Below are 23,446 nucleotides of genomic sequence, written 5' to 3' on the forward strand. Positions count from 1 at the left end.
ATTCGCTTTAATTTAATTGTTCTTTTTTAGTATCAATATCATCTTCATCTCCCCAATCGTGATTGGTGTCACCTACTATTTTTTCTTGAAGGTTCTGGAATATGATAAACAATACCGGTATCACCATTACACCTAATAGGGTACCAACCAGCATACCGCCAATGGCTCCTGTACCAATAGCTCTGTTTCCAACAGCACCAGCACCAGTTGATATCATTAACGGAAATAATCCGAAAATAAAGGCAAACGATGTCATTAAAATTGGTCTAAAACGTGCTATGGCTCCATCTAATGCCGACTGTAGTATTGTTTCTCCTTCTCGTCTTCGTTGTATGGCAAACTCCACAATTAAAATGGCATTTTTAGCCAGCAACCCAATCAGCATCACCAAGGTAATCTGTATATAAATGTTGTTACTAATACCAAATAAGTTTGCAAAGATTAATACTCCTGACAGTCCTGCCGGTACCGATAATAAAACGGCAATAGGAAGTATAAAGCTCTCGTACTGTGCGCACAATAGGAAATACACGAATATGAAGCACAGCATAAAAATATAAACGGTTTGGCTACCTGCGGAAATCTCTTCTCTAGTAATTCCAGAATATTCATATCCGTACCCTGTTGGTAAGGTTTCTGCCGCTACTTCTTCAATAGCGTTAATGGCATCACCAGAACTATAACCTGAGTTGGGAGCGCCACTTATTTTTGCCGCTGTAAATAAATTAAAACGCGTTAAACTTTGTGGGCCATAAACCCTTTTTAAGGTTACAAATTCGGTAATAGGTGCCATAACACCGTTGCCATTTTTAACTTTTATAGCATTTAAACTCTCAAGGTTGGCTCTAAAGTTTGGTTCGCCTTGATAATACACACGATATTGCTTTCCAAATTTATTGAAATTAGAAGCATACACACCACTTAAATAGCCTTGCATTACACTTAAAACACCTTCTACATCTAAACCTGCAAGCTTGGTTTTAGCAACATCTACCACCACTTCATATTGTGGAAAAGTTGGATCAAACGTTGTGCTGGCATATTGTATTTCTGGTCGTTGACTTAATGCTTCAATAAAATCTTGACTTACATCATAAAGCGCGTCAACGGTACCACCGCTTTGGTCTTGTAATTGCACTTCAAAACCGTTACTTAAACCAAACCCTGTAACCGTTGGCGGAGCAAAAAATATCATATTAGCATCTTTTATAGATGCCGTTCTTGCGAACAACTGACCAATGATTTCTTGTACACTTTGTCCCTCTCCACTACGCTCATCCCAAGGTTTCAGTTTTAAAATAAACATACCATAATTAGACCCTGTACCACTTATAAATCCACGACCAGTAGATCTTAAATAGGCGTTTACTTCTGGGATATCTTCAATAATTTTTTGTAGTTCATCTAAAACTTCATCCGTTCTTTCCATAGAAGATGCAGCAGGTAAACTAACATCGGCAAAAACAATACCTTGATCTTCATCGGGTACAAAGCCTGTTGCTGTTGTATTCATTAGATAAACGAATACACCAATAAATACAATGATGACACCAAGCGCAATTGCTTTTTTGCGAATTAAAAAGTTTAACGCATTCTTATATTTTGAGGTTGTTTTCTCAAACCCTACGTTAAAAGCGACATAAAAACGTTGCACAAAACTTTTTGATTTATGCTCTTCGTGTGGTTTTAATAATAAGGCACATAACGCCGGACTCAACGTCAATGCATTTACAGCCGATAATATAATGGCAATGGCTAGGGTAATACCAAATTGTTGGTAAAACACTCCAGATGATCCACTAATAAATGTTACCGGAATAAACACGGCAGACATCACCAAGGTGATAGAAATAATAGCCCCAGAAATCTCGCTCATGGCATCTAAACTCGCCTTTCGGGCAGATTTATAACCCGAATCCAGTTTGGCGTGTACTGCCTCTACTACCACAATGGCATCATCTACCACAATGCCAATGGCAAGCATTAATGCAAATAAGGTTAATAAGTTAATAGTAAACCCAAATACGCTTAAGAAAAAGAAGGTTCCTACAATAGCCACAGGTACCGAAATAGCCGGGATCAATGTAGAACGCCAATCTTGTAAGAAGATAAATACGACAATAAAAACCAATAAAAATGCTTCGATTAATGTACTAATTACCTTTTCGATAGATGCATCTAAAAAGTCATTGGCATTTACCATTTCTGCATATTCTAAACCTTCAGGAAAGTTTTTAGAAGCTTCTTCTAAGGTTGCAATGGATTGTGCCACTACCTCTTGGGCATTTGATCCCGCAGATTGTGCAATGGCAACACCAGTACCAGGCTGACCTTTAATGGTGGTTATTGTACTATAGGATTGTGACCCTAATTCTACTCTAGCTACATCTTTTAAACGTAGAATACGCCCATCATCTGTAGTTTTAATGATGATATCTTCAAATTCTTCAGCATTTTGTAATTTACCTTTGTATTTTAAGGTATATTGATACGCTTGTGCCCCTTGTAAACCTAATTCTCCTGGTGCAGCTTCTAAGTTTTGATCATCAAGCGCTGTGGTAATATCAGAAGGAATTAACCCGTAATTCGCCATGATATTCGCCTTTAGCCAAATACGCATACTATATTCTCTAGAACTAAATGCCGATGCACTACCAACACCATCTATCCTTTTTAGAACAGGTATTAAATTAATTTCAGCGTAATTCTGAATAAATTCCTCGTCATATCTGCCATCTTCACTATACAACCCAAAAATAAAAACATTACTACTTTGCTGTTTTTGTGTAGTAACACCCGATTGCGTAACCTCTGAAGGCAATAAGTTTGACGCTGTAGATACACTATTTTGAACATTTACTGCTGCGATATCAGGATCGGTACCTAATTCGAAATAAACAGTTATACTAGCCGAACCACTAGTTGCAGTTGAGGTCATGTAGGTCATGCCTTCAACACCATTAATTGCTTCTTCTAATGGAACAATAACACTATTTAATACGGCTTCTGCATTTGCACCATCATAAGAGGCTGAAACCTGTACTGTAGGTGGTGCAATATCTGGATATTGAGATATTGGTAATGTGGTTATTCCTATAATCCCTAAAATCAAAATGATAATAGAAATTACAGCCGAAAGAACCGGTCGTTTTATAAATTTATTAAACATAATTTCTACTATTTATTAGTTGGTAGTTGTTACTTTTTCTGTGATTTGCTGTAGCGCCTTTATCGCACTTTCTTTTACTGGAACCGGCTTTATTACTTTACCGCTGGATAATCCTGAAATGCCTTCAAGAACCACCTGGTCGCCTTCTTTGAGTCCTTCTGTAACAATATAGGCCTGACCCGAATTTGTGGCGGTTACTGTAATTTTAGTAGATTGTACTTGCGATTGTTCGTTTACCAAATACACGTAGATACCTCCTTGAATTTCGTAGGTAGCCGATTGCGGAATAAGAAAAGCAGCTTCAATAGTTCTCGGAATTTGTATCGTTGCACTATTTCCTGTTCTCAATAAATTATCTGGATTGTCAAAAATAGCACGTACATTAAACGAGCCTGTTTCTTCGTCTACTTGACCACTAACGGTTTGGATTTTTCCTTTTTGGTCAAAAGCGGTATAATCTGGAAGTAAAAGAGAAACTTCATCTAAACTCTTCAGCAAACCTGCCTTTGCAAATTCTAAATACGTTTTTTCATTGATTGAAAAATAAGCGTACACCTGTTTAATATTAGACACCGTAGTCAAAGGTTCAGAAATGCTACTACTTACCAAACTCCCTAATTTATAGGGTAGAGAGCCAATATAGCCCGAAACCGGAGCTGTAATTTTGGTGTAGTTATAACTGGTAAGTGCGTTGGAATAATTGGCTTGCGCCTGTTCTAAAGCTGCATTTGCCGCGGTAAGTGAGTTTTCGGCAGAGGTTAGCTCAAACTTGCTAATGATTTCTCTTTCCACTAAAGGCTTTGCTTTTTCCACATCAACCTGAGCAGAACTAACATCTGCTTTTGCACTGCTAATTGCAGCCTTTGTACTTAAAAGGTCTTGCTGATATTCGGGTGCATTCAATGAAAAAAGGAGTTGCCCCTTTTTTACATATTCGCCCTCATCTACATGTACCTTTTCTATAAAACCTTCAATTTTAGGGTAAATCTCTATGTTTTCTGTACCTTCAATAGTTACTGGAAATTCTCTGAAGATTTCTATGTCTTTTGAAGAAACGGTAAGTACTTCGTAATCGGCTACGCCATTTCTCTGTTCAGGCTTCTTTTCGTTATTACATGATAGTGTAATAAAAGCTACAACAAGCCCAATACATGTAATTCTAAAATTATTTATTTGATGTTTCATATGATTATTAGGTGATTTTTTGTTATTGTAAAAGTCTCTTTTTTATAAATAGTTCTCAAAACAAATAGAAGAACTTGCTAAACACATCTAACTTTAGGTTGATTTTATCGACGGTTTTTTTATATAAAAACACATTCATTTTTATTTGTTGTACCTAAGCAGCCGAAGTAGTATTTTATTTTGTAACGGTTAAAGTATTTACTGCATATTTTTTAACTAATAGCAATGATACCACAGCAGCAATACCATCGCTAACAGGAAAGGCGAGCCAAACACCTGTTAAACCATAACAATTATTAAGTAAATATGCTATTGGAAAAAATAAAATTATAGGTCTTAGTAAGGCTAAAAACATTGCTGTTTTGTTTTTCTGAAGCGCTTGAAAATGTCTAGTAATTAATATTTGAATAGCATAAAAAGGAATCGAAATCGCAAAAATTTGCAATGCTTTTTTTGAGATGGAGATTACATTTTGGTTACCATCACTTTCTATAAAAACACTTGAAATCTGTGTTGGAAACAATTCCAAAACTAAAAGACCAAAAATGGTTATTACACTTACTATTTTAATTGCTATCTCTAATGTTTTACTGGCTCTATCGAAACGTTTTGCACCGTAATTAAAACTTACAATAGGCTGCATACCATCGCCTGTACCTAAAGCAATCATCATGAAAAAAACATTTACTCCAAATAGAATTCCCATAGCGGCAACACCGTCTGTTCCTCCAGAATTTAATAATAAATTATTAGCAAAAATATTCTGAAAACTAATGGCTAAATCCATTAAAAAAGGTGCTAATCCCACTAATAATATAGGGAAAATAATTGATTTTTGTAGCCTTATTTGCTTCCGTTTTAATTTTACTAAGCTTTGTCCATTTGCATAATATCTAATTAATAGTAAAGCATTTGTAGCTTGAGCAATTATAGTCGCTAATGCAGCACCACGAATACCTAGATTAAATATTTTCATAAAAACATAATCTAAGCATAGATTTATTACACAAGAAAGCACTATTAATTTTGCTGGTAATTTTGGATTTCCTTCTGCTCTACATGTAAATTCTAAGGCTAAAAAAAAACTAAGAGGAAAACCTAATATTATAACTAATAAATATTCTGCAGACAAGTTTAATAAGGTTCCACTTGCACCAAATAGCTCCAGTAAAGGTCTGTAATATATAAGCCCGAGGCTTGTAAAAATCAGCATAACTATAAATATACCAGCTATAGCATTTCCTAAAACGTTACTGGCTTTTTCGGGTTGAGATTCCCCTAAATGTTTAGCAATTAAAATTCCAGAACCACTACCAAACAATAACACTAATCCAAATTGTAAAAGTGTAACAGGAAACACCATCGTAACTGCAGATAATCCTTCTACACCAACATACTGCCCAACAAAAATACGATCCACAAAATTGTAAAGTGCATTAATTAGCATACCTAAAACTGCAGGACCAACAAAAATTAATAGTAGTTTTAAAATACTATCGTCTTTGAGTGAATATACTTCTCCCTGTTTTTTGGTTTGTTTTGTATCTGCAATTGAATTTCCTTTTACGAAACACAATAATTGCTGAGATGTTGATTTTAATGGATTCATTTAAACCAGATTTAATAGGGAGAAGTAAGAATTATTAAAATTTAATATTCTAAATCACCATTTATTCAACTCTAATAATTTTAAAGCCATTGAATTATTCGTAACGTAAAGCTGTTATTGGATCTAAGGCTGAAGCTTTTCTAGCCGGATACCATCCAAAAAATATACCAGTTACAGCACAAACAGCAAAAGAAACCACTATAGAATAAAGAGCTACACTTGTTGGCCAATGCAAAAATTTCTCGATAAAAAAGGTTGCACCTAAGCCTAATGCCACTCCTAAAACGCCACCGGTTACACTTATTAAAATAGCTTCAATTAAAAACTGCATTAAAATGTCTGAACCTTTACCACCTACAGCCATACGTAAACCAATTTCTTTGGTACGTTCTTTAACAGACACATACATAATATTCATAATACCAATACCTCCAATTAAAAGTGATATTCCTGCAACGGCAACTAATAATACGGTTAACATCTCACTGGTTGAACTAAATGTTGAAATTAATTCTTCCATAGAACGCACATTAAAATCATCATCTTCATTATCTGCCAACTTATGCTGAGTTCTTAAAATTTCTGTTACTTGAGTTACAGCATCTGGCGCTTGCTCTTCGCTTGCTGCCGAAGCCATTATTTGGTTTAAATAATCTATAGCTAAAATACGTTTTTGCACAGTGGTGTATGGTGCAATAACAACATCATCTTGATCTTGCCCAAAAGTATTTTCTCCTTTTTCTGATAAAACACCAATAACTTTAAACGGAATATTACCAAAACGAATGGTAGCACCAACAGGATCTTCGCCATCTGGAAAAATATTATCGACCACAGTTTGCCCTAACAATACCACTTTTGAAGCCGATTTAACTTCGGCATCTGTAAACATACTTCCGCTTTGTAAATCTAAAACCTTAATATTTAAATACTCAGGATTTACACCATAAATAGAAGATGGCCAGTTGTTCGATCCATTAATTACTTGTCCGCTACCATTAACCATTGGTGTCGTATAGGTTAATAAATCGGCTTGTTCTTTTATAGCGTAATAATCGTCTAGAGTTAAGGTTTCCATGGCGCTGGCTTCCTGCCTAACACCGCCACGTGTATCTTCACCAGGACGAATATTAATCATATTCGAGCCCATGCTAGAAATTGTAGTACGAATACTTTCTTTAGAGCCTTCACCAATAGCCAACATAGCAATTACAGATGCAACACCTATTATAATACCAAGCATGGTGAGTAATGTTCTCATTTTATTAAGAACAATGGCTTTAAATGCAATTTTTACTAAGTTTAAAATTCTCATAACTAATGATTTTCTTTCGGTAATTTTGCTAATTGTTCTGCTGCCGATTGTACGTTGTGATTTTTATAATCTTGAATAATATCGCCATCTTTTAACACAATAGTTCTACTACTAAATGTGGCTATATCTGGCTCGTGGGTAACAAACGTAATAGTTATACCTTGTTTATTTAATTCTTGAAAAAGTGCCATTATTTCGTACGATGTTCGGGTATCTAAGTTACCTGTGGCTTCATCAGCAAGAATCATTACCGGATTATTTACCAACGATCTCGCAATAGCAACACGTTGTTGCTGCCCTCCTGAAAGCTGAGAAGGAGTATGATGCAATCGTTCACCTAAACCAACCATCTCTAAGGCTTTAATTGCGCGTTCCCTTCGCTCTTCAGAAGTTACTTTACTGTTATACAATAAGGGCAATTCTACGTTTTCAATAGCTGTTGTTCTTGCCAACAAGTTATACGATTGAAAAATAAACCCTATTTTTTCGTTTCTAATGGTAGCGAGTTCGTTTTTACTTAAATCTTTCATTTTAACGCCATCAATCTCGTAAGTTCCAGACGTTGGCTGATCTAAACAACCTAAAATATTTAGCATGGTACTTTTACCAGATCCACTAGATCCCATAATGGTTACAAATTCGCCTTCTGTAATGCTATAAGAAATACCTTTTAAAGCATGTACAGTTTCCGATCCCATGGTAAACTCTCGCTTAAGGTTTTCTATTTTTATAATTTCTTTTGCCATGATTTCTATTTTTTTCCTGGTGGTTTTGGCATAAATGGACTCTCGCTTGAACCACCGTCTTGTGGGCCGTTTATTGCGTTAGGATTAGAACTTTTTAAGCTATAAACCAATTTATCACCTTCATTTAATCCTTCTAAAACTTGTACATTAACCCCATCGCTAGCACCTAATTTTACTGGTTTTGGTGTAATAGACTTATCGTTATTTAAAACCCAAAGTACTGTAGCATCATTATTTGCTTCTGGTTTCCCGTTTCGTGGTGTTATATTTTCCTGTTGCATATATTGCATCATTACATCGGGTTCTGGCTTAAAGTTTATAGCTTTAGCTTCGGCCGTTAATACATCGTTTAATTCTAAAGTGTAAATAGAAACAGTTGCTGTTAACCCTGGTTTTAATTTTAAATCAGGATTATCGGCTTTAATTACAACAGTATAGGTTATTACATTTGATGTTTCGGTATAATCTAAACGCACTTGAGTTACTTCACCTTCAAAGGTTTCACCTATAAAAGCATCAACAGTAAAGGTTACACGTTGTCCTTCTTTTACATTACCAATATCGGCTTCATCTACATCGGCTTCCACTTGCATTTCTTTTAAATCTTGAGCAATGGTAAATAATGTTGGCGTGCTATAACTTGCCGCAACGGTTTGTCCTTCGTCTATATCTCGCGATAAAACCACACCATTTATTGGTGAATAAATATTGGCATATTCTAAATTTGTTTGTGCTGTTTTTAGTTCTGATAAACGTTGAGAAACCGTTCCTTTTGCTATTTGATAATCGTAATTAGCATCATCGAAATCTGATTTACTTATAACTTGATTATCGTATAACGTTTTTTGCCTTTTGTAAATGGTTTCTGTATAACTTTTTTGGCTAACAGCGTTGTTATAACTGGCTTGTGCTTGTACTACTGCCGCTTTTAAATTTGTTTTATCTAACTCTGCAATTAGCTGACCTGCTTTCACTTCGCTATTGTAGTCTACATAAATTTTTTCTACAACACCAGATACTTGTGTACCAACATCAACTTGTGTTATAGGTTCTATGGTTCCTGTTGATGTTACTACAGTGGTAACATCTCCTTTTTTTGCTGCTATAGTTTTAACTTCTACAACTGCATCCTGACTAGGCTTAAAAATATTGTAAAGTACCAATGCAATAATGGCAGTAATTATTCCTGCTATAATTAGTTTTTTGTTTTTATTTTTCATGATGTTGATATTAAAGTGTTATCGCGTTTCCTTGATAATATTGTAATAATTGGTTGTAAAGAATATTTAAGTATTTAGCTTGTAAATAGTTTAATTGTGCGTTGGTAAAAGTGTTTTGGCTTACTACTAAATCTGTGGTACTTAAAGCGCCTAAATCGTATTTTTTTTGAGCCAGTTTATACGATTCCTCTGCCGCTTTATTAGCTGCTTTTGCTGCTTCTAGTTGTTCTTGAGACGACAGCGCATTTTGATAAGCGGTTGCTACATTTTTATAAATTTCCTTTTGAAGACTAACAACTTCTAGTTTAGATTGATCGATTGCTATTTTAGCCTTTTGCACTTCGGCTTTTGTTTGAAATCCGTTAAAAATGGGAATAGTTAACGATAAACCTACGGTTTGATTAAAATTACCATTTAATTGATTTGAAAAATTCATGTCCTGAGAACTTGTATAACCAGTACCCAAACTACTTGTTAAAGCCAATGTTGGTAAATAATCGCCTTTGGCAATATCTAAGTCTTTTTCGGTAACATCGACATCCAATTTTACAGCTTCGTATTCTGGCAACATACCTAAAGCTGCTTGATAAACGGCTATTTTATTTGGTAAAATAGGCGCTGAATAAATGTCATTATTAGGCGTTACAATATCAAATTCTACTTCGGGCTCTAACTCTAATAATTGTTTTAAAACAATAACTTGCTGCTCGTAATTATTTTTAGCTTCAATTAAATCGTATCGGTTTGTTGCTTCTTGTGAAATAGCATCTGTATAATCTTGCATAGCAATACTTCCAGCATCTAATCTGGCTTTCGCTTGTTGGGCTTCTTTAGTTGAAGCTTCTAATGTTTTTTCTGCTACAACAATACCTTCTTTAGCATACAACGCTTGCAAATAAGCTTCGGCTACGCTTAACTTAATACTGTTTTTAGCTTCTTCAACATATAAACTGTTTTGGTCGGCTAATAACGTGTTCTGCTTAATTCTATTTTTAATTTGATTGCCTTGAAACAAATTAACCGATGCATTTACACCAAAACTAGTGGTGTTAATTTGCTGATCGACAAACTCGCTGGTAATTGGGTCGATAGACTGCCCATTTCTAAAAGCCTGAGATGCGCTTCCGTTTACAATTGGCAAACGACTATCTTTAGATTGCTGAAGCGTTACATTGGCAGTTTCTGCAGAATATTCAATATTTTTTATACTAATATTATGTTCTACAGCATACTCCAAACACTCTTGGAACGTCCATTGCTTAACTTGGCTTTCTTGAGCAAAAACACCCAAGCTGCTAAGAGCAAAAAAACAGATGTATATAAATGGTTTCATTTTTAAAGTATTTAATTTTACACTTCAAAATTGAAACAATTACTTCTTATATTATAAGGTAATGGAAGTTCTGGGTGATTGTCTCGACGGAAATCAACTTTCTATCGACGGCAATTTTTTAGGAAAGCACATTTTTAATAACTTTCGATTTAAAAACCGTTTCTTGCCATTCGTTTTCTGGCACCGAAGTTTCGGTAATTCCACCACCAACATAGACTATTGCCTTATTATTCTGTATTTGCATACAACGTAAATTAACGTATAGTTGCGTACTTTTTTTAGGAATCGCGTAAGCTCTATTTTCAATATTTCTTTTTCCTGATCGTGGTTTTGCGATGGTTTCAAAATTTAATTCGCCTAAAAACCCGGTGTAAAACGCGCGGTTGTAATTTTCGTTTTCTAAAATAAAAGTTTTGGTTTTAGCTTTTGGCAAACCGCAAACTGCTGGTGTTGGGTGAATACTTTCAATAATATTTTTTAATGGAATTTCTGGTTTTAAGCGTGCATTAATCATGGTTTTTAAATGCAGTAAATTTCCAGCTTTTACAGTTTCTACATCCGATATTTTACAGTTTGAAACCCATGGTTTTAATTGCTCTACAATAAAATCGGTTACAAATTGCTGCTCTTCTTTTTCTTTATCTTGCCAAACTACTTTCCCCTCGCGTTTGTACTCTTGCGTGCCCGCCAATGCCATAATTGAAAAATTTGCGCCTTCAATTTTCATAAGGGTTTCTGGCGTAGCGCCCAACCACAACCCTACTTTTGGGTGAAACCAACAATACGCAAACGCCGATTTATATTTATGTACTAAACGTTTAAATATTAAAAACGGGTTTGGTTCGTCCAGTTGTATAGCTTCAGCACGCGACACCACCACTTTTTTAAAAGCACCACTTTTAATAGCTTTTACGCTTTTTTCTACTAATTTTAGATGATGATTTTCTTCGGAAGTATTGCTGCTATCAATAGAATTTTCAACTGAATTTAAATCTGGAAAATCGGTTTCGCTTTCTAAATATTCTGAAGCATCGGTTGGAATTAGCACCGATTCATTTAAATTTTCAAACGGCGAAAACACAAAACCTTTCTCTGTAAAATTTGATGTAAAATGTAATTTATCATCCTTTTGAAGCATCGCAAAAACTGAAGCTTCATTAGGTTTTCTATAAACAACAAAAGGTAAATTATTTTGGTATTGAGTTTCAATACGCTTAAAAAATTCGTTTGAGGTCATCTTTATTTTTTAGGCAACGAAATAGTAGATAATTTACATACCGATATTAAATTATCGGCTTCATCTGTCACTCTAATATCTAACAATTGGGTCGTTCTTCCTTTATGAATAAAAGTGGCTTTGGCATAAACAAAACCTTCCTTTACACTTTTTAAATGGTTGGCTGTAATTTCTAAACCGCGAACAAATAAATTTTTAGTATCTACAAACACGTGTGTTGCAAAACTACCAACACTTTCGGCTAAAGCTGCTGTTGCTCCGCCATGTAAAACACCATCTGGCTGATGTACTCTAGAATTTACGGGCATTCTGGCAACTAAAAAATCTTCGCCATAATCTATCATTTCAATATTCAACGTTTCCATTAATGTATTTTTACAAGCCAAATTTGCTTGTTTTAAAACTTCTTCTTTAGATAATTGCATAGAATACCGTAATTTTATTTAAGATTACAAAAGTACAAAACACCTAAGTAAAACATTCAGAATTCATTCTTAAAAAATGGAAAAACTAAGCGTGCCAACTCTAGAAAATAATCGTGTAAAATTATTGCCTTTAACCTTAAGTAATTATACCGATCTAATTGCTATTGCTAAAGAAGATAAGTTGGTGCAATATTCGCCATCAATTATTAATACGCCTAAGGATTTAAAGGAATATGTAGAAGCGACAATTGAACAACAAGAGAAAAACAATGCCATTCCCTTTATTATTTTTGATAAAAAAAAGAATGCTTTTGCGGGTTCTACGCGTTTAGGTAATATAAATTGGAAAAATAAAGTGATTTATTTAGGTTGGACTTGGATTGGACGAGATTTTCAAGGTACAGGATTAAACACAAATATGAAGTTTTTAATGTTAGAATACACTTTTGAAACTTTAAAATTTGACAAGGTCGTTTTTACTGTTGATGAACGAAATTTACGCTCAAGAAAAGCCGTTGAAAAACTAGGTGCTACTCTAGAAGGTTTATTAAGAAAAGATGTACTTATGCCAGATGGTTTTAAACGAAATACTTGTGTGTATGGTATTTTAAATAATGAATGGCCAACAATAAAAGGAAATCTAGCAACCAAAATTTAAAAATTATATTTTTTAGCTTTTATTCATTTCAACAAATAAATTATAACTAACTTTGTAACAGACAGTTCCCCGAAACGCTGTAAATTATCATTTTGAAAGCTTTTATAATTTTTATATCCTTTTTAACCTACGCTAATTTTTGTTTTAGCCAAAATATAACCGAAGATCAATTTAAACACTTTGGTGCTGGCGTTGTAATTTCTAACGGAACATATGCTACAATTTATTCTTTAACAAAAAACAAAAAGAAAGCATTTTGGTACAGCATGGGTGCTTCCATTATAGCTGGTTTTGCTAAAGAATTAAGAGATAGTGAAAAATTTCATACCCCTTTAGATACTAATGAAGCTTTAGCAACTAGTTTTGGAGGATTAACTGTTACCTTCAATTTATTTGAAAAGAAAAAGAAAAATAAACACGTTGCATTAAACAACTAGTTTTTTTACTATTTCTTTTACAGGAAGTATTTCTGTAGTATGTTCAATACTTGGGCCTGCAACCCAAACCGTTTTATAAGTGGCTTTAGTAGCTGCATTTTCTGTAGCTTTCATACCAATTGAAAACCGAATCATTTTTACCCATTTTTTAAGTTTTCGGTTTTTGTTCAATAAATTTTCAATCCAAGTGGCTTTTGTTCCTATTTTTTTAACATAAGGCGTATTTATAACAGTACATGGTGTTCCAGAAATTCGTTCAGTCATAACAATATCATCAGCGCCATAATCTACACATGCTTGTTTGTACTCGTCGGTAACCCCAGCTTCAACCGAGGCTATAAACGGGCTTCCAACAGAAACACCATCGGCTCCGTAAGCCAACATAATATCTAAATCTTCTTTTACACCAACACCCCCGGCAGAAATAACCGGAATACTACAGTTACTTTTTAATTGCTTTATTAATTCTCCTGGTGATATATTTCCTCTATGACCACCAGCTTCATTGTTTACAGCTATAATTGCATCGGCTCCTAAATCTTGAACTTTTTGGGCAAATTTTAAATCGGTAACATCACACAACACTTTTATGCCTACTTTGTGTGCTTTTTCTATAGTTTCTTTCGGGTTTCCTAGAGATGTTATTATAAAATCGCAACCTATTTCGCAAATTGCATTAAGTTGGTCGCGATATTTTATATTCGATTTATTTACAATTAAATTAAAACCAAAGGCGCCACCTTTTGGCTTTGCAGCTTTTAATTCGCGCAAAGCAACTTTAAGCTCATCTATGGTTCTGTAATTTAAAGCTGGTATACAACCTGCAATTCCACAATCCATAGCTTCTCGAACCATACTAACGTTAGACACCAAAAACATAGGCGCCATAATTATAGGATGATTAATTTTTAATAAAGTAGTAAGCTTAGTAGACATAATTTTTAGTTTTTGTTGATAAACAAATATAATAAATATTATGCATGCATAACAAATAGATTTTATGAGAAAAAATCGATATAATGCATAGTTTAAGACTTTATCGATATTTTTGGAGTAAAAAAGACTATTGAATATAAAAATGGCCTTTTTTTACACAAAAAATAATATTATGAAACTATTTAAAACCTTAGTACTTTTTATTTCTTGCATTACTATAATTTCTTGTAGTTCTGATTCTGATGATAACTCAGAATACCCAATAACCCTTAATTATAATAGAGTTGAAGACAGCTTTTTATTTTATCAAAATGGAAATGAAACTGACGTTCCCACAGATGTATTAGACTATTATTATAATACGGATGTTGCAATTTCTATAGAAAATTTGGAAGCTGATTATGGCAATGATTATTTTATGTTTTTGAGTGATACAGAACTTGAGTTAAAAGAAAACGGTGAAACTTTTACAGTTAATTATGCTTTTGAAAATGGTTATCTATTCTTAATTGATACTGATGATAATAAATATCTTTATGGGAAAGGTGATAAAACAAAACTAGAGTATTTAATTGCTTCTGGAATTTCAGTATATGAAAATGGTAGCAGCGCTTATCGTTCTAGTTTTGAAGACGAAGGTGATATTGATTACTTTCCTGCTACATTTGAAAACCATAAGGATTGGCATAATTATAATAGTATTGAGGAAGTTCAAGGCGATAACTACGTTTTATTCCATAATGTTTCTATTGTTTACGAATAATAAAAACAAATTCAATTACTCTTTTAATCAAACTTATAATATCCACATTTTAAATAAGCGCCTTCAGGAAAACCAATAGGATGATCGGTATCGTGATAGGTTTTTAAAATATTTTTATAGGTTCTGTTCGATGTATTTAAAACCTCAGCATTAATACTAAAAAACACATCGGCAGTTACTCTTGATGAGCACGAAGCTAACACTAAAAGTCCATTTTTACTGGTAAGTTTCACACCTAATTCAGCTAATTGTGCATACTTTTTTTGTGCTAAGGCAATTTCGGAAGCTTGTTTTGCAAAACTTGGCGGATCTATAACTACAACATCAAAAGTGACACGGTTTTTTATAAGTTTATTTAACTCATCAAAAGCATCACCTGCAATGGTTTTATGCTTACCGGTATATTCGTTTAGTTTACCGTTTTCAACAGCAATTTCAAGGGCTTGCTTGCTAATATCTAAACTGGTTACTTCTTTTGCATTATTAGCTAAAGCATGTACCGAAAACCCTCCGGCATAACTAAAAACATCTAAAACAGTTTTACCTGTGCTCCACTCGCCTACTTGTTTTCTGTTGGCTCTATGATCTAAAAAATAACCGGTTTTATGTCCTTTTATAACATTTGCAGAAAAATTAATACTGTGTTCTACAAATTTTACAACTTCATTTTCTAATGTGCCATAAATAACTTCGCCATCTGTAAAATGATGTGCTTTTGAGTTTTGTAGACCTCTACTTAAACGTAATACTACTGTTGCTGCTTTAGACGTTTGCTGCAAGTCTTGAAAAATAGATTCTAAATAAGGCAACCAAATTTCAGAGTATAATTTTATTACTAAAACCGAAGCATACACATCGGCAATTAAACCAGGAAAACCATCATTTTCCCCAAAAATTAATCTGTAACTATTCGTATTCGTTTTTAACAACGAGGCTCGTTTTTTAAAGGCTTGTTGTATTTTGTTTTTAAAAAAAGCCGCATTAATTTCAACCTTTTCCATGCCACTATGCAGCATTTTAATACGAATGGGCGAATTGGCATCGTACAAACCTAAACCTATAACCCTATTTTTATTTTTACTAAAAACTATAGCTAAATCGCCTGTTTTAGCATCGTCGTTAATTTTGGTAATGTTATTTGAAAACACCCACGGATGGCCTTTTAAGACGAACTGTTCGCCTTTAGCATTAAGCTTTACAGCCAATCGTTTAGATGAATATTTTGATTTTATTTTTTCTGAAAATGACATTGAAAATCGTTAAGACTGCGAAAGTACGAAAGATATAAAAGAATGCTTCTGTTTAAAATTGAAGAATTATAAACCTAATTTCCTTTTTGCATCCAGGAAACTAATTCTTTGGTGTTTACAATAGACCAAGAATGCGGATGACGTTCGCCATTAGCGCGATAACCTTTGTTTTCCGTTTCAATTAATTCTACATCAATTCCTTTAAATTCAGACTTTAAGATATTACTTAGTTGTTTTAAATAATAGGCATTTAAATCTTCGTAATTGTTTTGTCGTTGTTCTTTCCACCACTGTAAATCGGGTTCTGTATAAAAACGCAATTTTGTGTTTTTTAAAGCTGAAAGATTTGAAATATTTTCTGTTTGAAATGTAAAAGGTGCTCGCATTTCGTAAACTGCTAAACTATCCTTAGGGTTTCCAAACTCAGCATCGAACATTTGCTTTAAAAACTGAGATTCTTGAACCGAAACTTCGGCTGTATTCAGTTTTAAATTCTTTTCTGCTGTTTTGTATAAAGCCAATAAATCTAACGGAGAATCAACTACAAAAACACCATCGGGTTGTATATTTTTATTGTTTTTTATAAGATGATTACTAATTAATAAAGCCATGTTACCTCCACTTGAAAAGCCACCGAAATAAACATTTTTAGTAACTAAACTTTGCTTTTTAATTATATTTTGAAGCATCAAAGTTATTTCTTCCTTTTCATTTTCAGAAAGAAATAATTTTCTATTAATGTTTAAAGCTAAAACCGAAAAACCGTTTGTAGTCGCTAAATCTGCTATTTTAAACTCATTCAACGTATTTTCGGCATCGCAAGGAAAACAAGGAAACAATACTAACAAACCAGTTTCATTAGGCGATTTTACCAATTGAAAATCATCAGACTTAATTAATTCAGCAACTTTATCTGTACTAACTTGGTTCTCAATTTTATTTTTACAGGAAAAAATTAAAACGCAAAAGATGCATATAAAATATTTTTGCATTAAATACAATGTTTTATTCTTTTATAAAAGTCATTTCAATATTTATAGTTGTAGTGTAATCTATATCATTTTCTGTAAACTCTTCGGTTTGTGTATTACTTAAAATTAGTGATGTTTCTGTAAGCTCTTCAATAGTAAAAATAGTGGTTACTCCACTTTCTGTGGTTATTAACTGGTTACCATCTTGAGACCACAAACCGCTTCCCATAAATTCTAAATCTTCAGAATTTTCGGTAATAGTTTCTCCTAAAAAATTTGTCGTTACTTCTAAGCTATACGAGCCTTCCGAAGTAAACTCGTTTGGGTTTTCTGTAAACGTTAATGTATAATCTACGTCGTAAGCCTCACCTGTAAAAGGCGTTTCAAAGGTTGTTCCAAAATAATCAAAACTTGTAGTTCCAGAGTATTCAACATCTTCACCTATCCAAGTTCCTAATAATAAATTTACTTCTACATCATTTGTATTTGAGTCATCACTACCAGAACATGCAAAAACTAAAGCGGTAAATAAAAATAATAATGCATTTTTTTTCATTGTTTTAAAGATTTTAGGGTTAATTAGCTAATCTAAAATATTTTAATTTGTTGATAAAATTTTTCTTAAATAAAAAAACGCAACCAAATAAATGATTGCGTTTTTTAACTCAAGCTGTAAGCTTATTATTTTTGAGATGCTGACGAGTTCAGCGTGACAAATTATTTTACTTCTTCGAAGTCTACGTCTTCTACATCGCTACCTTCGTTAGCATCGCCACCGGCGCTTGCATCTGGTCCTGGTTGCGCACCAGCACCTTGAGCTTCAGCTTGTGCTTTGTACATTTCTTCGCTAGCTACTTTCCAAGCTTCGTTAATTTTATCTAAAGCTGGTGTAATAACTGCTAAATCTTTGCTTTCGTAAGCTTTCTTAAGTTCTTCTAAAGCTTCTTCAATTGGCTTTTTCTTATCATCAGATAATTTATCGCCAAACTCTTCTAATTGCTTTTCTGTTTGGAAAATCATAGAATCTGCTTCGTTTAGCTTTTGTGCCGTTTCAGCAGCAGCTTTATCCGCTTCAGCGTTAGCTTCAGCATCAGCTTTCATTTTCTCGATTTCTTCCTCAGTTAATCCAGAAGACGCTTCAATTCTAATATCTTGTTTTTTACCAGTCGCTTTATCTTCCGCAGATACTTTAATAATACCGTTTGCATCAATATCGAAAGTTACTTCAATTTGTGGCGTACCACGACGTGCTGGTGGAATACCATCTAAGTGAAAACGTCCAATAGTTTTATTATCGGCAGCCATGGCTCTTTCACCTTGTAATACATGAATTTCTACAGAAGGCTGATTATCGGCCGCTGTTGAGAATACTTGCGATTTTTTGGTAGGAATAGTTGTATTTGCCTCGATTAACTTAGTAAATACATTACCCATAGTTTCAATACCAAGAGATAAAGGTGTTACATCTAAAAGTAATACATCTTTAACATCTCCTGTTAATACACCACCTTGTATACCAGCACCTAAAGATACAACCTCATCTGGGTTAACACCTTTACTTGGCGCTTTACCAAAGAATTTTTCTACGGCTGCTTGTACAGCAGGAATACGTGTAGAACCACCTACTAAAATTACCTCGTCGATATCAGATTTCGATAAACCTGCTGCTTTAAGTGCAGACTCACAAGGCTCGATAGTACGTTTTACTAAATCGTCAATTAATTGCTCAAATTTACTACGTGTTAACGTGCGCACTAAGTGCTTTGGCCCACTAGCAGTAGCCGTAATATATGGTAAGTTAATTTCTGTTTGTGCAGACGATGATAATTCAATCTTCGCTTTTTCAGCAGCTTCTTTTAAACGTTGTAAAGACATTGGGTCTTTACGTAAGTCCATGTTTTCTTCAGCTTGAAACTCATCGGCTAACCAGTTAATAATTTTTTCATCAACATCGTCACCACCTAAGTGTGTATCACCATCTGTAGATAATACTTCAAAAACGCCATCACCTAATTCTAGGATAGAAACGTCATGTGTACCTCCACCAAAATCAAATACTACAATTTTTTGGTCCGATCCTTTTTTATCTAAACCGTAAGCTAACGCTGCAGCTGTAGGCTCGTTAATAATACGCTCTACTTTTAAACCAGCAATTTCACCAGCTTCTTTAGTAGCTTGACGTTGGCTATCGTTAAAATAAGCAGGCACTGTAATTACCGCACGACTTACATCGGTACCTAAGTAATCTTCAGCTGTTTTTTTCATTTTTTGTAGCACCATCGCACTTAATTCTTGTGGTGTATATAAACGACCATCAATATCAACACGAGGTGTATCGTTATCTCCCTTTACAACTTTGTAAGGTACACGTTCTGCTTCGTTTTTAGACTCAGAGTATTTATTACCCATAAAACGTTTAATAGAATAAACCGTTTTTGTAGGGTTAGTTACCGCTTGTCTTTTTGCAGGGTCACCAACTTTAATTTCACCGCCTTCAACAAAAGCAATTACAGATGGTGTTGTTCTTTTTCCTTCTGCATTAGGTATTACAACAGGCTCGTTACCTTCCATTACCGAAACGCAAGAGTTTGTTGTTCCTAAATCAATTCCAATAATTTTACTCATAATGTTTATTTGTGTTTTATATATTTCCGATTTAACGGAAAACATTTATTCATTTTTAATTTCGGTTAATATTAGTCAATCATTATGCCAACCAAAAAATACTGACACACTGTCATATTAAGCTATTTAAAACTGCTATTTGGGCGTTACCACAAGGGTCAGGCTATCCGTTACAAGTCCTCGCTACGCTGTGGGCTTTCCACTACTATCCTTAACGCGGGCTTCACAATTAACATTAAATAATATTGTACGCCTGTAAAATCCGTATATATTTGTTATTACAATTAAGGTGTTATTTTATGGAATGTATCTCTGTTTTCGATATGCTAAAAATTGGCATTGGGCCTTCTAGTTCGCACACGTTAGGTCCTTGGCGTGCTGCCGAACGTTGGATTAACAAACTAAAAGAAAAAAACACATTTCAGAACGTAGATAAAATTACCGTAAACCTTTACGGTTCGTTATCACTTACCGGTAAAGGTCATGCCACAGATTATGCTGTTATGCTCGGGTTAAGTGGTAAAGATCCAGTAACCATTCCACCAGAAAACATTCATAATATTGTAAATAGCATAAAAGCAACCAAGACTATAAATTTTGGCAACGAAAAACTATTGCCTTTTAATCCAGAAACCGATATTATTTTTAATAAAGAGTTTCTACCCTTTCATGCCAATGGTATGAGTTTTACAGCCCATATTAATGGTAAAAAACAAACCAAAAAATACTATTCTATAGGTGGAGGATTTGTAGTAAAGAAAAAACGCAAAAACGCAAAAAAGAATATTGAAATAAAATGCAGCTTTCCTTACCCAATAGATAAAGGGACAGAACTCCTCAATTTTTGTAAATCGTTAAACATGTCTATTTCTCAAGTGGTTTTCGAAAACGAAAAATCTATACGACCAGAAAAAGAAATAGATAAAGAGCTACAAGATATTTGGCATGTTATGCTAGAATGTATGTACACGGGTTGCCACACCGAAGGCACATTACCTGGCGGGTTAAACGTGAGGCGTCGTGCGTTCGATATGCATAAAAATCTTATAGGGACCAAACCATATACTAATGGCACAGAATGGATTTACACCATTCGAGACACAAAAGTAAAGTTCAGACAAATTTTTAAATGGGTAAGTTGTTTTGCTTTGGCTGTTAACGAAGTTAATGCATCGCTTGGTCGTGTGGTTACTGCACCTACAAACGGAAGCGCAGGCGTAATTCCTGCCGTTTTAATGTATTATTTAGTTATAGAAAACCACGACGGAAATTTCGAAGACATTAAAAAGTTCCTATTAGTTGCAGGCGAAATTGGTAGCATATTTAAAAAAGGGGCTACTATTAGTGCCGCCATGGGTGGTTGTCAAGCCGAAATTGGCGTATCGTCTGCTATGGCTGCAGGAGCACTTTGCGAACTTTTAGGCGGCTCGCCAGAGCAAGTTTTAATTGCCGCCGAAATTGCTATGGAACATCATTTAGGTTTAACCTGCGATCCTATTGGTGGTTTAGTACAAATACCTTGTATTGAGCGCAATGCTATGGGCGCTATAAAAGCTATAAATGCAGCCGAACTTGCACTAGATACCTCGCCAGAAAACATAAAAGTGCCTTTAGACAAAGTGGTTTCTACCATGTGGGAAACCGCCAAAGACATGAACACTAAATATAAAGAAACCAGCGAAGGTGGTTTAGCTGTTGGTGTTAACTTAACCGATTGCTAATATTTTAATAAACCCATATTAAAATTTAAAATTCAAAAAAGTTTCAGCTATTAATTTATTACTTTAGCATCTCCAAAAAATAATACAAAATGTCTACAGCTAAAAAAGAATATAAACGCATTACCGTTAAAACATTGGTTGATATGAAAGCCAATGGCGAAAAAATATCTATGCTAACTGCTTACGATTATACCATGGCCAAAATTGTAGATGGCGCAGGTATAGATGTTATTTTAGTTGGTGATTCGGCTAGTAATGTTATGGCAGGCCATGAAACAACTTTGCCTATTACTCTAGATCAAATGATTTACCATGCATCTTCTGTTGTAAGAGCTGTAAGCCGTAGTTTAGTGGTTGTAGATTTACCTTTTGGAAGCTACCAAAGCGACCCTAAAGAAGCGTTGCGTTCTGCGATTAGAATTATGAAAGAAAGCGGTGGACACGCCGTAAAGCTTGAAGGTGGAAAGGAAATAAAAGACTCTATAAAACGTATTTTAAATGCCGGAATTCCTGTTATGGGGCATTTAGGTTTAACACCGCAATCTATTTATAAATTCGGGACTTATACCGTACGTGCCAAAGAGGAAGCTGAAGCTGAAAAATTAATTGAAGATGCTAAAATGCTAGAACGTATTGGCTGTTTTGGTGTGGTTTTAGAAAAGATTCCTTCCGATTTAGCGAAAAAAGTGGCAGAAAGCATTAGCATTCCTGTAATTGGTATTGGTGCCGGACCAGATGTTGATGGTCAAGTTTTAGTATTACATGATATGATTGGAATGACACATGAATTTAATCCGCGTTTTTTACGTCGTTATTTAAACTTATTTGATGATATGACGGATGCCATCGCACAATATGTTGATGATGTTAAAACTCAAGATTTCCCTAATGATAGCGAGAAGTATTAGTTGATTTTAGTAGTTAGTTATTAGCAACAATATTTCTGTATTTGTGATAAAAAAAATACTTTCCAATAAAAATAACCTAAACGTACTTTACGAAGACAATCATCTTATTATAGTAAATAAGCGTGCAGGCGATATTGTTCAGGGCGATAAAACAGGCGATAAACCACTTAGTGATGTTGTAAAAGAATATATCGCTGAAAAGCATAATAAACCAGGAAATGTATATCTTGGTGTTGTACATAGGCTAGACCGACCAACCACTGGCATTGTTGTTTTTGCCAGAACAAGCAAAGCTTTACCACGCCTAAATAAGTTGTTTGCCGAAAAAGATGCTAAAAAAACGTATTGGGCTGTAGTTAAAAACGAACCGCCAAAATCAAAAGACACTTTAATACATTGGTTGAAAAAGAATCCTAAAAACAATAAATCTTACCCACATAATAAAGAAGTTAAAGATAGTAAAAAAGCCATTTTACATTACGAGCTTATAAAAAAGTTAAACTCTTATTTTCTGCTTGAAATAAACTTAGAAACTGGTCGTCATCACCAAATACGAACACAATTGGCTTCAATTGGATGCCCTATTAAAGGCGATTTAAAATATGGTTTTTATAGAAGTAATAAAGATGCTAGTATTCATTTACACGCACGCTATTTAGCCTTTGAACATCCTGTAAAAAAAGAACCTTTGTTTATTGAAGCACCATTACCTAATGATGCACTTTGGAAGGCTTGTTTGTAATTTAAAATTGGTTTTGACTACTACACTTATCAAGACTAGAAAATTAAACGTAATGTCACACTGAGCGCAGTCGAAGTGATTTCATTTCTAAAATCATATAAATTACTTCATTGGGTTTCGACTGCGCTCAACCTGACATTTGAATTTAAATATATTAAAATAAAAATAACATCACTGTTACCGTTTAAGCGCTTAT

At 34.2% G+C, this 23,446-nt stretch carries 20 protein-coding genes; 6 read left to right on the forward strand and 14 right to left on the reverse strand.

Translation table 11 applies throughout. From position 1 onward, the window contains the following. Window positions 1-7 precede the first annotated feature (7 nt). From LG649_RS14440 to LG649_RS14480, 9 genes are all read right to left on the reverse strand, one after another. Window positions 8-3,169 carry an efflux RND transporter permease subunit gene (locus LG649_RS14440; protein WP_226544532.1) on the reverse strand — a complete coding sequence of 1,054 codons (3,162 nt, stop codon included), beginning with the start codon at window positions 3,167-3,169 and terminating at the stop codon, window positions 8-10. Window positions 3,170-3,184: 15 nt separating this feature from the next. Beyond that, on the reverse strand, window positions 3,185-4,354 hold the full coding sequence (locus tag LG649_RS14445; RefSeq protein ID WP_226544533.1) for an efflux RND transporter periplasmic adaptor subunit: 1,170 nt from the start codon (window positions 4,352-4,354) through the stop codon (window positions 3,185-3,187). 175 nt (window positions 4,355-4,529) lie between these two features. Beyond that, on the reverse strand, window positions 4,530-5,963 hold the full coding sequence (locus LG649_RS14450; protein WP_226544534.1) for an MATE family efflux transporter: 1,434 nt from the start codon (window positions 5,961-5,963) through the stop codon (window positions 4,530-4,532). Window positions 5,964-6,057: 94 nt separating this feature from the next. Continuing rightward, a complete protein-coding gene (locus tag LG649_RS14455; RefSeq protein WP_226544535.1) occupies window positions 6,058-7,278 on the reverse strand; it encodes an ABC transporter permease in 1,221 nt (406 codons plus the stop codon). A gap of 2 nt (window positions 7,279-7,280) precedes the next feature. After that, window positions 7,281-8,024, reverse strand: a complete 744-nt coding sequence (locus tag LG649_RS14460) for an ABC transporter ATP-binding protein (protein WP_226544536.1) — start codon at window positions 8,022-8,024, stop codon at window positions 7,281-7,283. Between the two features lie 5 nt (window positions 8,025-8,029). Beyond that, window positions 8,030-9,244 (reverse strand): efflux RND transporter periplasmic adaptor subunit, encoded by a 1,215-nt coding sequence (locus tag LG649_RS14465; protein ID WP_226544537.1) that lies wholly within the window; start codon window positions 9,242-9,244, stop codon window positions 8,030-8,032. Between the two features lie 10 nt (window positions 9,245-9,254). Beyond that, complete coding sequence (locus LG649_RS14470; RefSeq protein WP_226544538.1) at window positions 9,255-10,577, reverse strand: TolC family protein; 1,323 nt, start codon at window positions 10,575-10,577, stop codon at window positions 9,255-9,257. A gap of 118 nt (window positions 10,578-10,695) precedes the next feature. Next, a complete protein-coding gene (locus LG649_RS14475) occupies window positions 10,696-11,814 on the reverse strand; it encodes a chorismate-binding protein (RefSeq protein WP_226544539.1) in 1,119 nt (372 codons plus the stop codon). A gap of 2 nt (window positions 11,815-11,816) precedes the next feature. Beyond that, window positions 11,817-12,239, reverse strand: a complete 423-nt coding sequence (locus LG649_RS14480) for a PaaI family thioesterase (protein WP_226544540.1) — start codon at window positions 12,237-12,239, stop codon at window positions 11,817-11,819. A 76-nt stretch (window positions 12,240-12,315) separates the two neighbouring features. On the opposite strand from LG649_RS14480, the gene LG649_RS14485 reads away from it, so the two are divergent. After that, window positions 12,316-12,897, forward strand: a complete 582-nt coding sequence (locus LG649_RS14485; RefSeq protein WP_226544541.1) for a GNAT family N-acetyltransferase — start codon at window positions 12,316-12,318, stop codon at window positions 12,895-12,897. Between the two features lie 92 nt (window positions 12,898-12,989). Continuing rightward, window positions 12,990-13,334 carry a hypothetical protein gene (locus tag LG649_RS14490; protein ID WP_226544542.1) on the forward strand — a complete coding sequence of 115 codons (345 nt, stop codon included), beginning with the start codon at window positions 12,990-12,992 and terminating at the stop codon, window positions 13,332-13,334. Here LG649_RS14490 and LG649_RS14495 read toward each other — a convergent pair. Continuing rightward, window positions 13,323-14,270, reverse strand: a complete 948-nt coding sequence (locus tag LG649_RS14495; protein ID WP_226544543.1) for an NAD(P)H-dependent flavin oxidoreductase — start codon at window positions 14,268-14,270, stop codon at window positions 13,323-13,325. The two genes, LG649_RS14490 and LG649_RS14495, sit on opposite strands and share 12 nt — an antisense overlap. A gap of 172 nt (window positions 14,271-14,442) precedes the next feature. Here LG649_RS14495 and LG649_RS14500 point away from each other — a divergent pair, with 172 nt between their 5' ends. Continuing rightward, window positions 14,443-15,033 (forward strand): hypothetical protein, encoded by a 591-nt coding sequence (locus LG649_RS14500; protein ID WP_226544544.1) that lies wholly within the window; start codon window positions 14,443-14,445, stop codon window positions 15,031-15,033. 23 nt (window positions 15,034-15,056) lie between these two features. On the opposite strand, the gene LG649_RS14505 is transcribed toward LG649_RS14500, so the two are convergent. The 4 genes from LG649_RS14505 to dnaK form a co-directional block, all read right to left on the reverse strand. Continuing rightward, complete coding sequence (locus tag LG649_RS14505) at window positions 15,057-16,283, reverse strand: class I SAM-dependent rRNA methyltransferase (protein ID WP_226544545.1); 1,227 nt, start codon at window positions 16,281-16,283, stop codon at window positions 15,057-15,059. 74 nt (window positions 16,284-16,357) lie between these two features. Further along, a complete protein-coding gene (locus LG649_RS14510) occupies window positions 16,358-17,275 on the reverse strand; it encodes a hypothetical protein (protein ID WP_226544546.1) in 918 nt (305 codons plus the stop codon). Between the two features lie 13 nt (window positions 17,276-17,288). Then, window positions 17,289-17,810 (reverse strand): hypothetical protein, encoded by a 522-nt coding sequence (locus LG649_RS14515; RefSeq protein ID WP_226544547.1) that lies wholly within the window; start codon window positions 17,808-17,810, stop codon window positions 17,289-17,291. A gap of 161 nt (window positions 17,811-17,971) precedes the next feature. Continuing rightward, window positions 17,972-19,879, reverse strand: a complete 1,908-nt coding sequence (gene dnaK / locus LG649_RS14520; RefSeq protein ID WP_226544548.1) for a molecular chaperone DnaK — start codon at window positions 19,877-19,879, stop codon at window positions 17,972-17,974. 299 nt (window positions 19,880-20,178) lie between these two features. Between dnaK and LG649_RS14525 the strand changes: the two genes are divergently transcribed. From LG649_RS14525 to LG649_RS14535, 3 genes are all read left to right on the forward strand, one after another. Then, on the forward strand, window positions 20,179-21,600 hold the full coding sequence (locus LG649_RS14525) for an L-serine ammonia-lyase (protein ID WP_226544549.1): 1,422 nt from the start codon (window positions 20,179-20,181) through the stop codon (window positions 21,598-21,600). 89 nt (window positions 21,601-21,689) lie between these two features. Continuing rightward, on the forward strand, window positions 21,690-22,508 hold the full coding sequence (panB, locus tag LG649_RS14530) for a 3-methyl-2-oxobutanoate hydroxymethyltransferase (protein WP_226544550.1): 819 nt from the start codon (window positions 21,690-21,692) through the stop codon (window positions 22,506-22,508). 46 nt (window positions 22,509-22,554) lie between these two features. After that, a complete protein-coding gene (locus LG649_RS14535) occupies window positions 22,555-23,250 on the forward strand; it encodes an RluA family pseudouridine synthase (RefSeq protein WP_226544600.1) in 696 nt (231 codons plus the stop codon). Window positions 23,251-23,446: the final 196 nt, after the last annotated feature.

The organism is Neotamlana laminarinivorans (assembly GCF_020523925.1).
Classification (GTDB): Bacteria; Bacteroidota; Bacteroidia; order Flavobacteriales; family Flavobacteriaceae; genus Neotamlana; species Neotamlana laminarinivorans.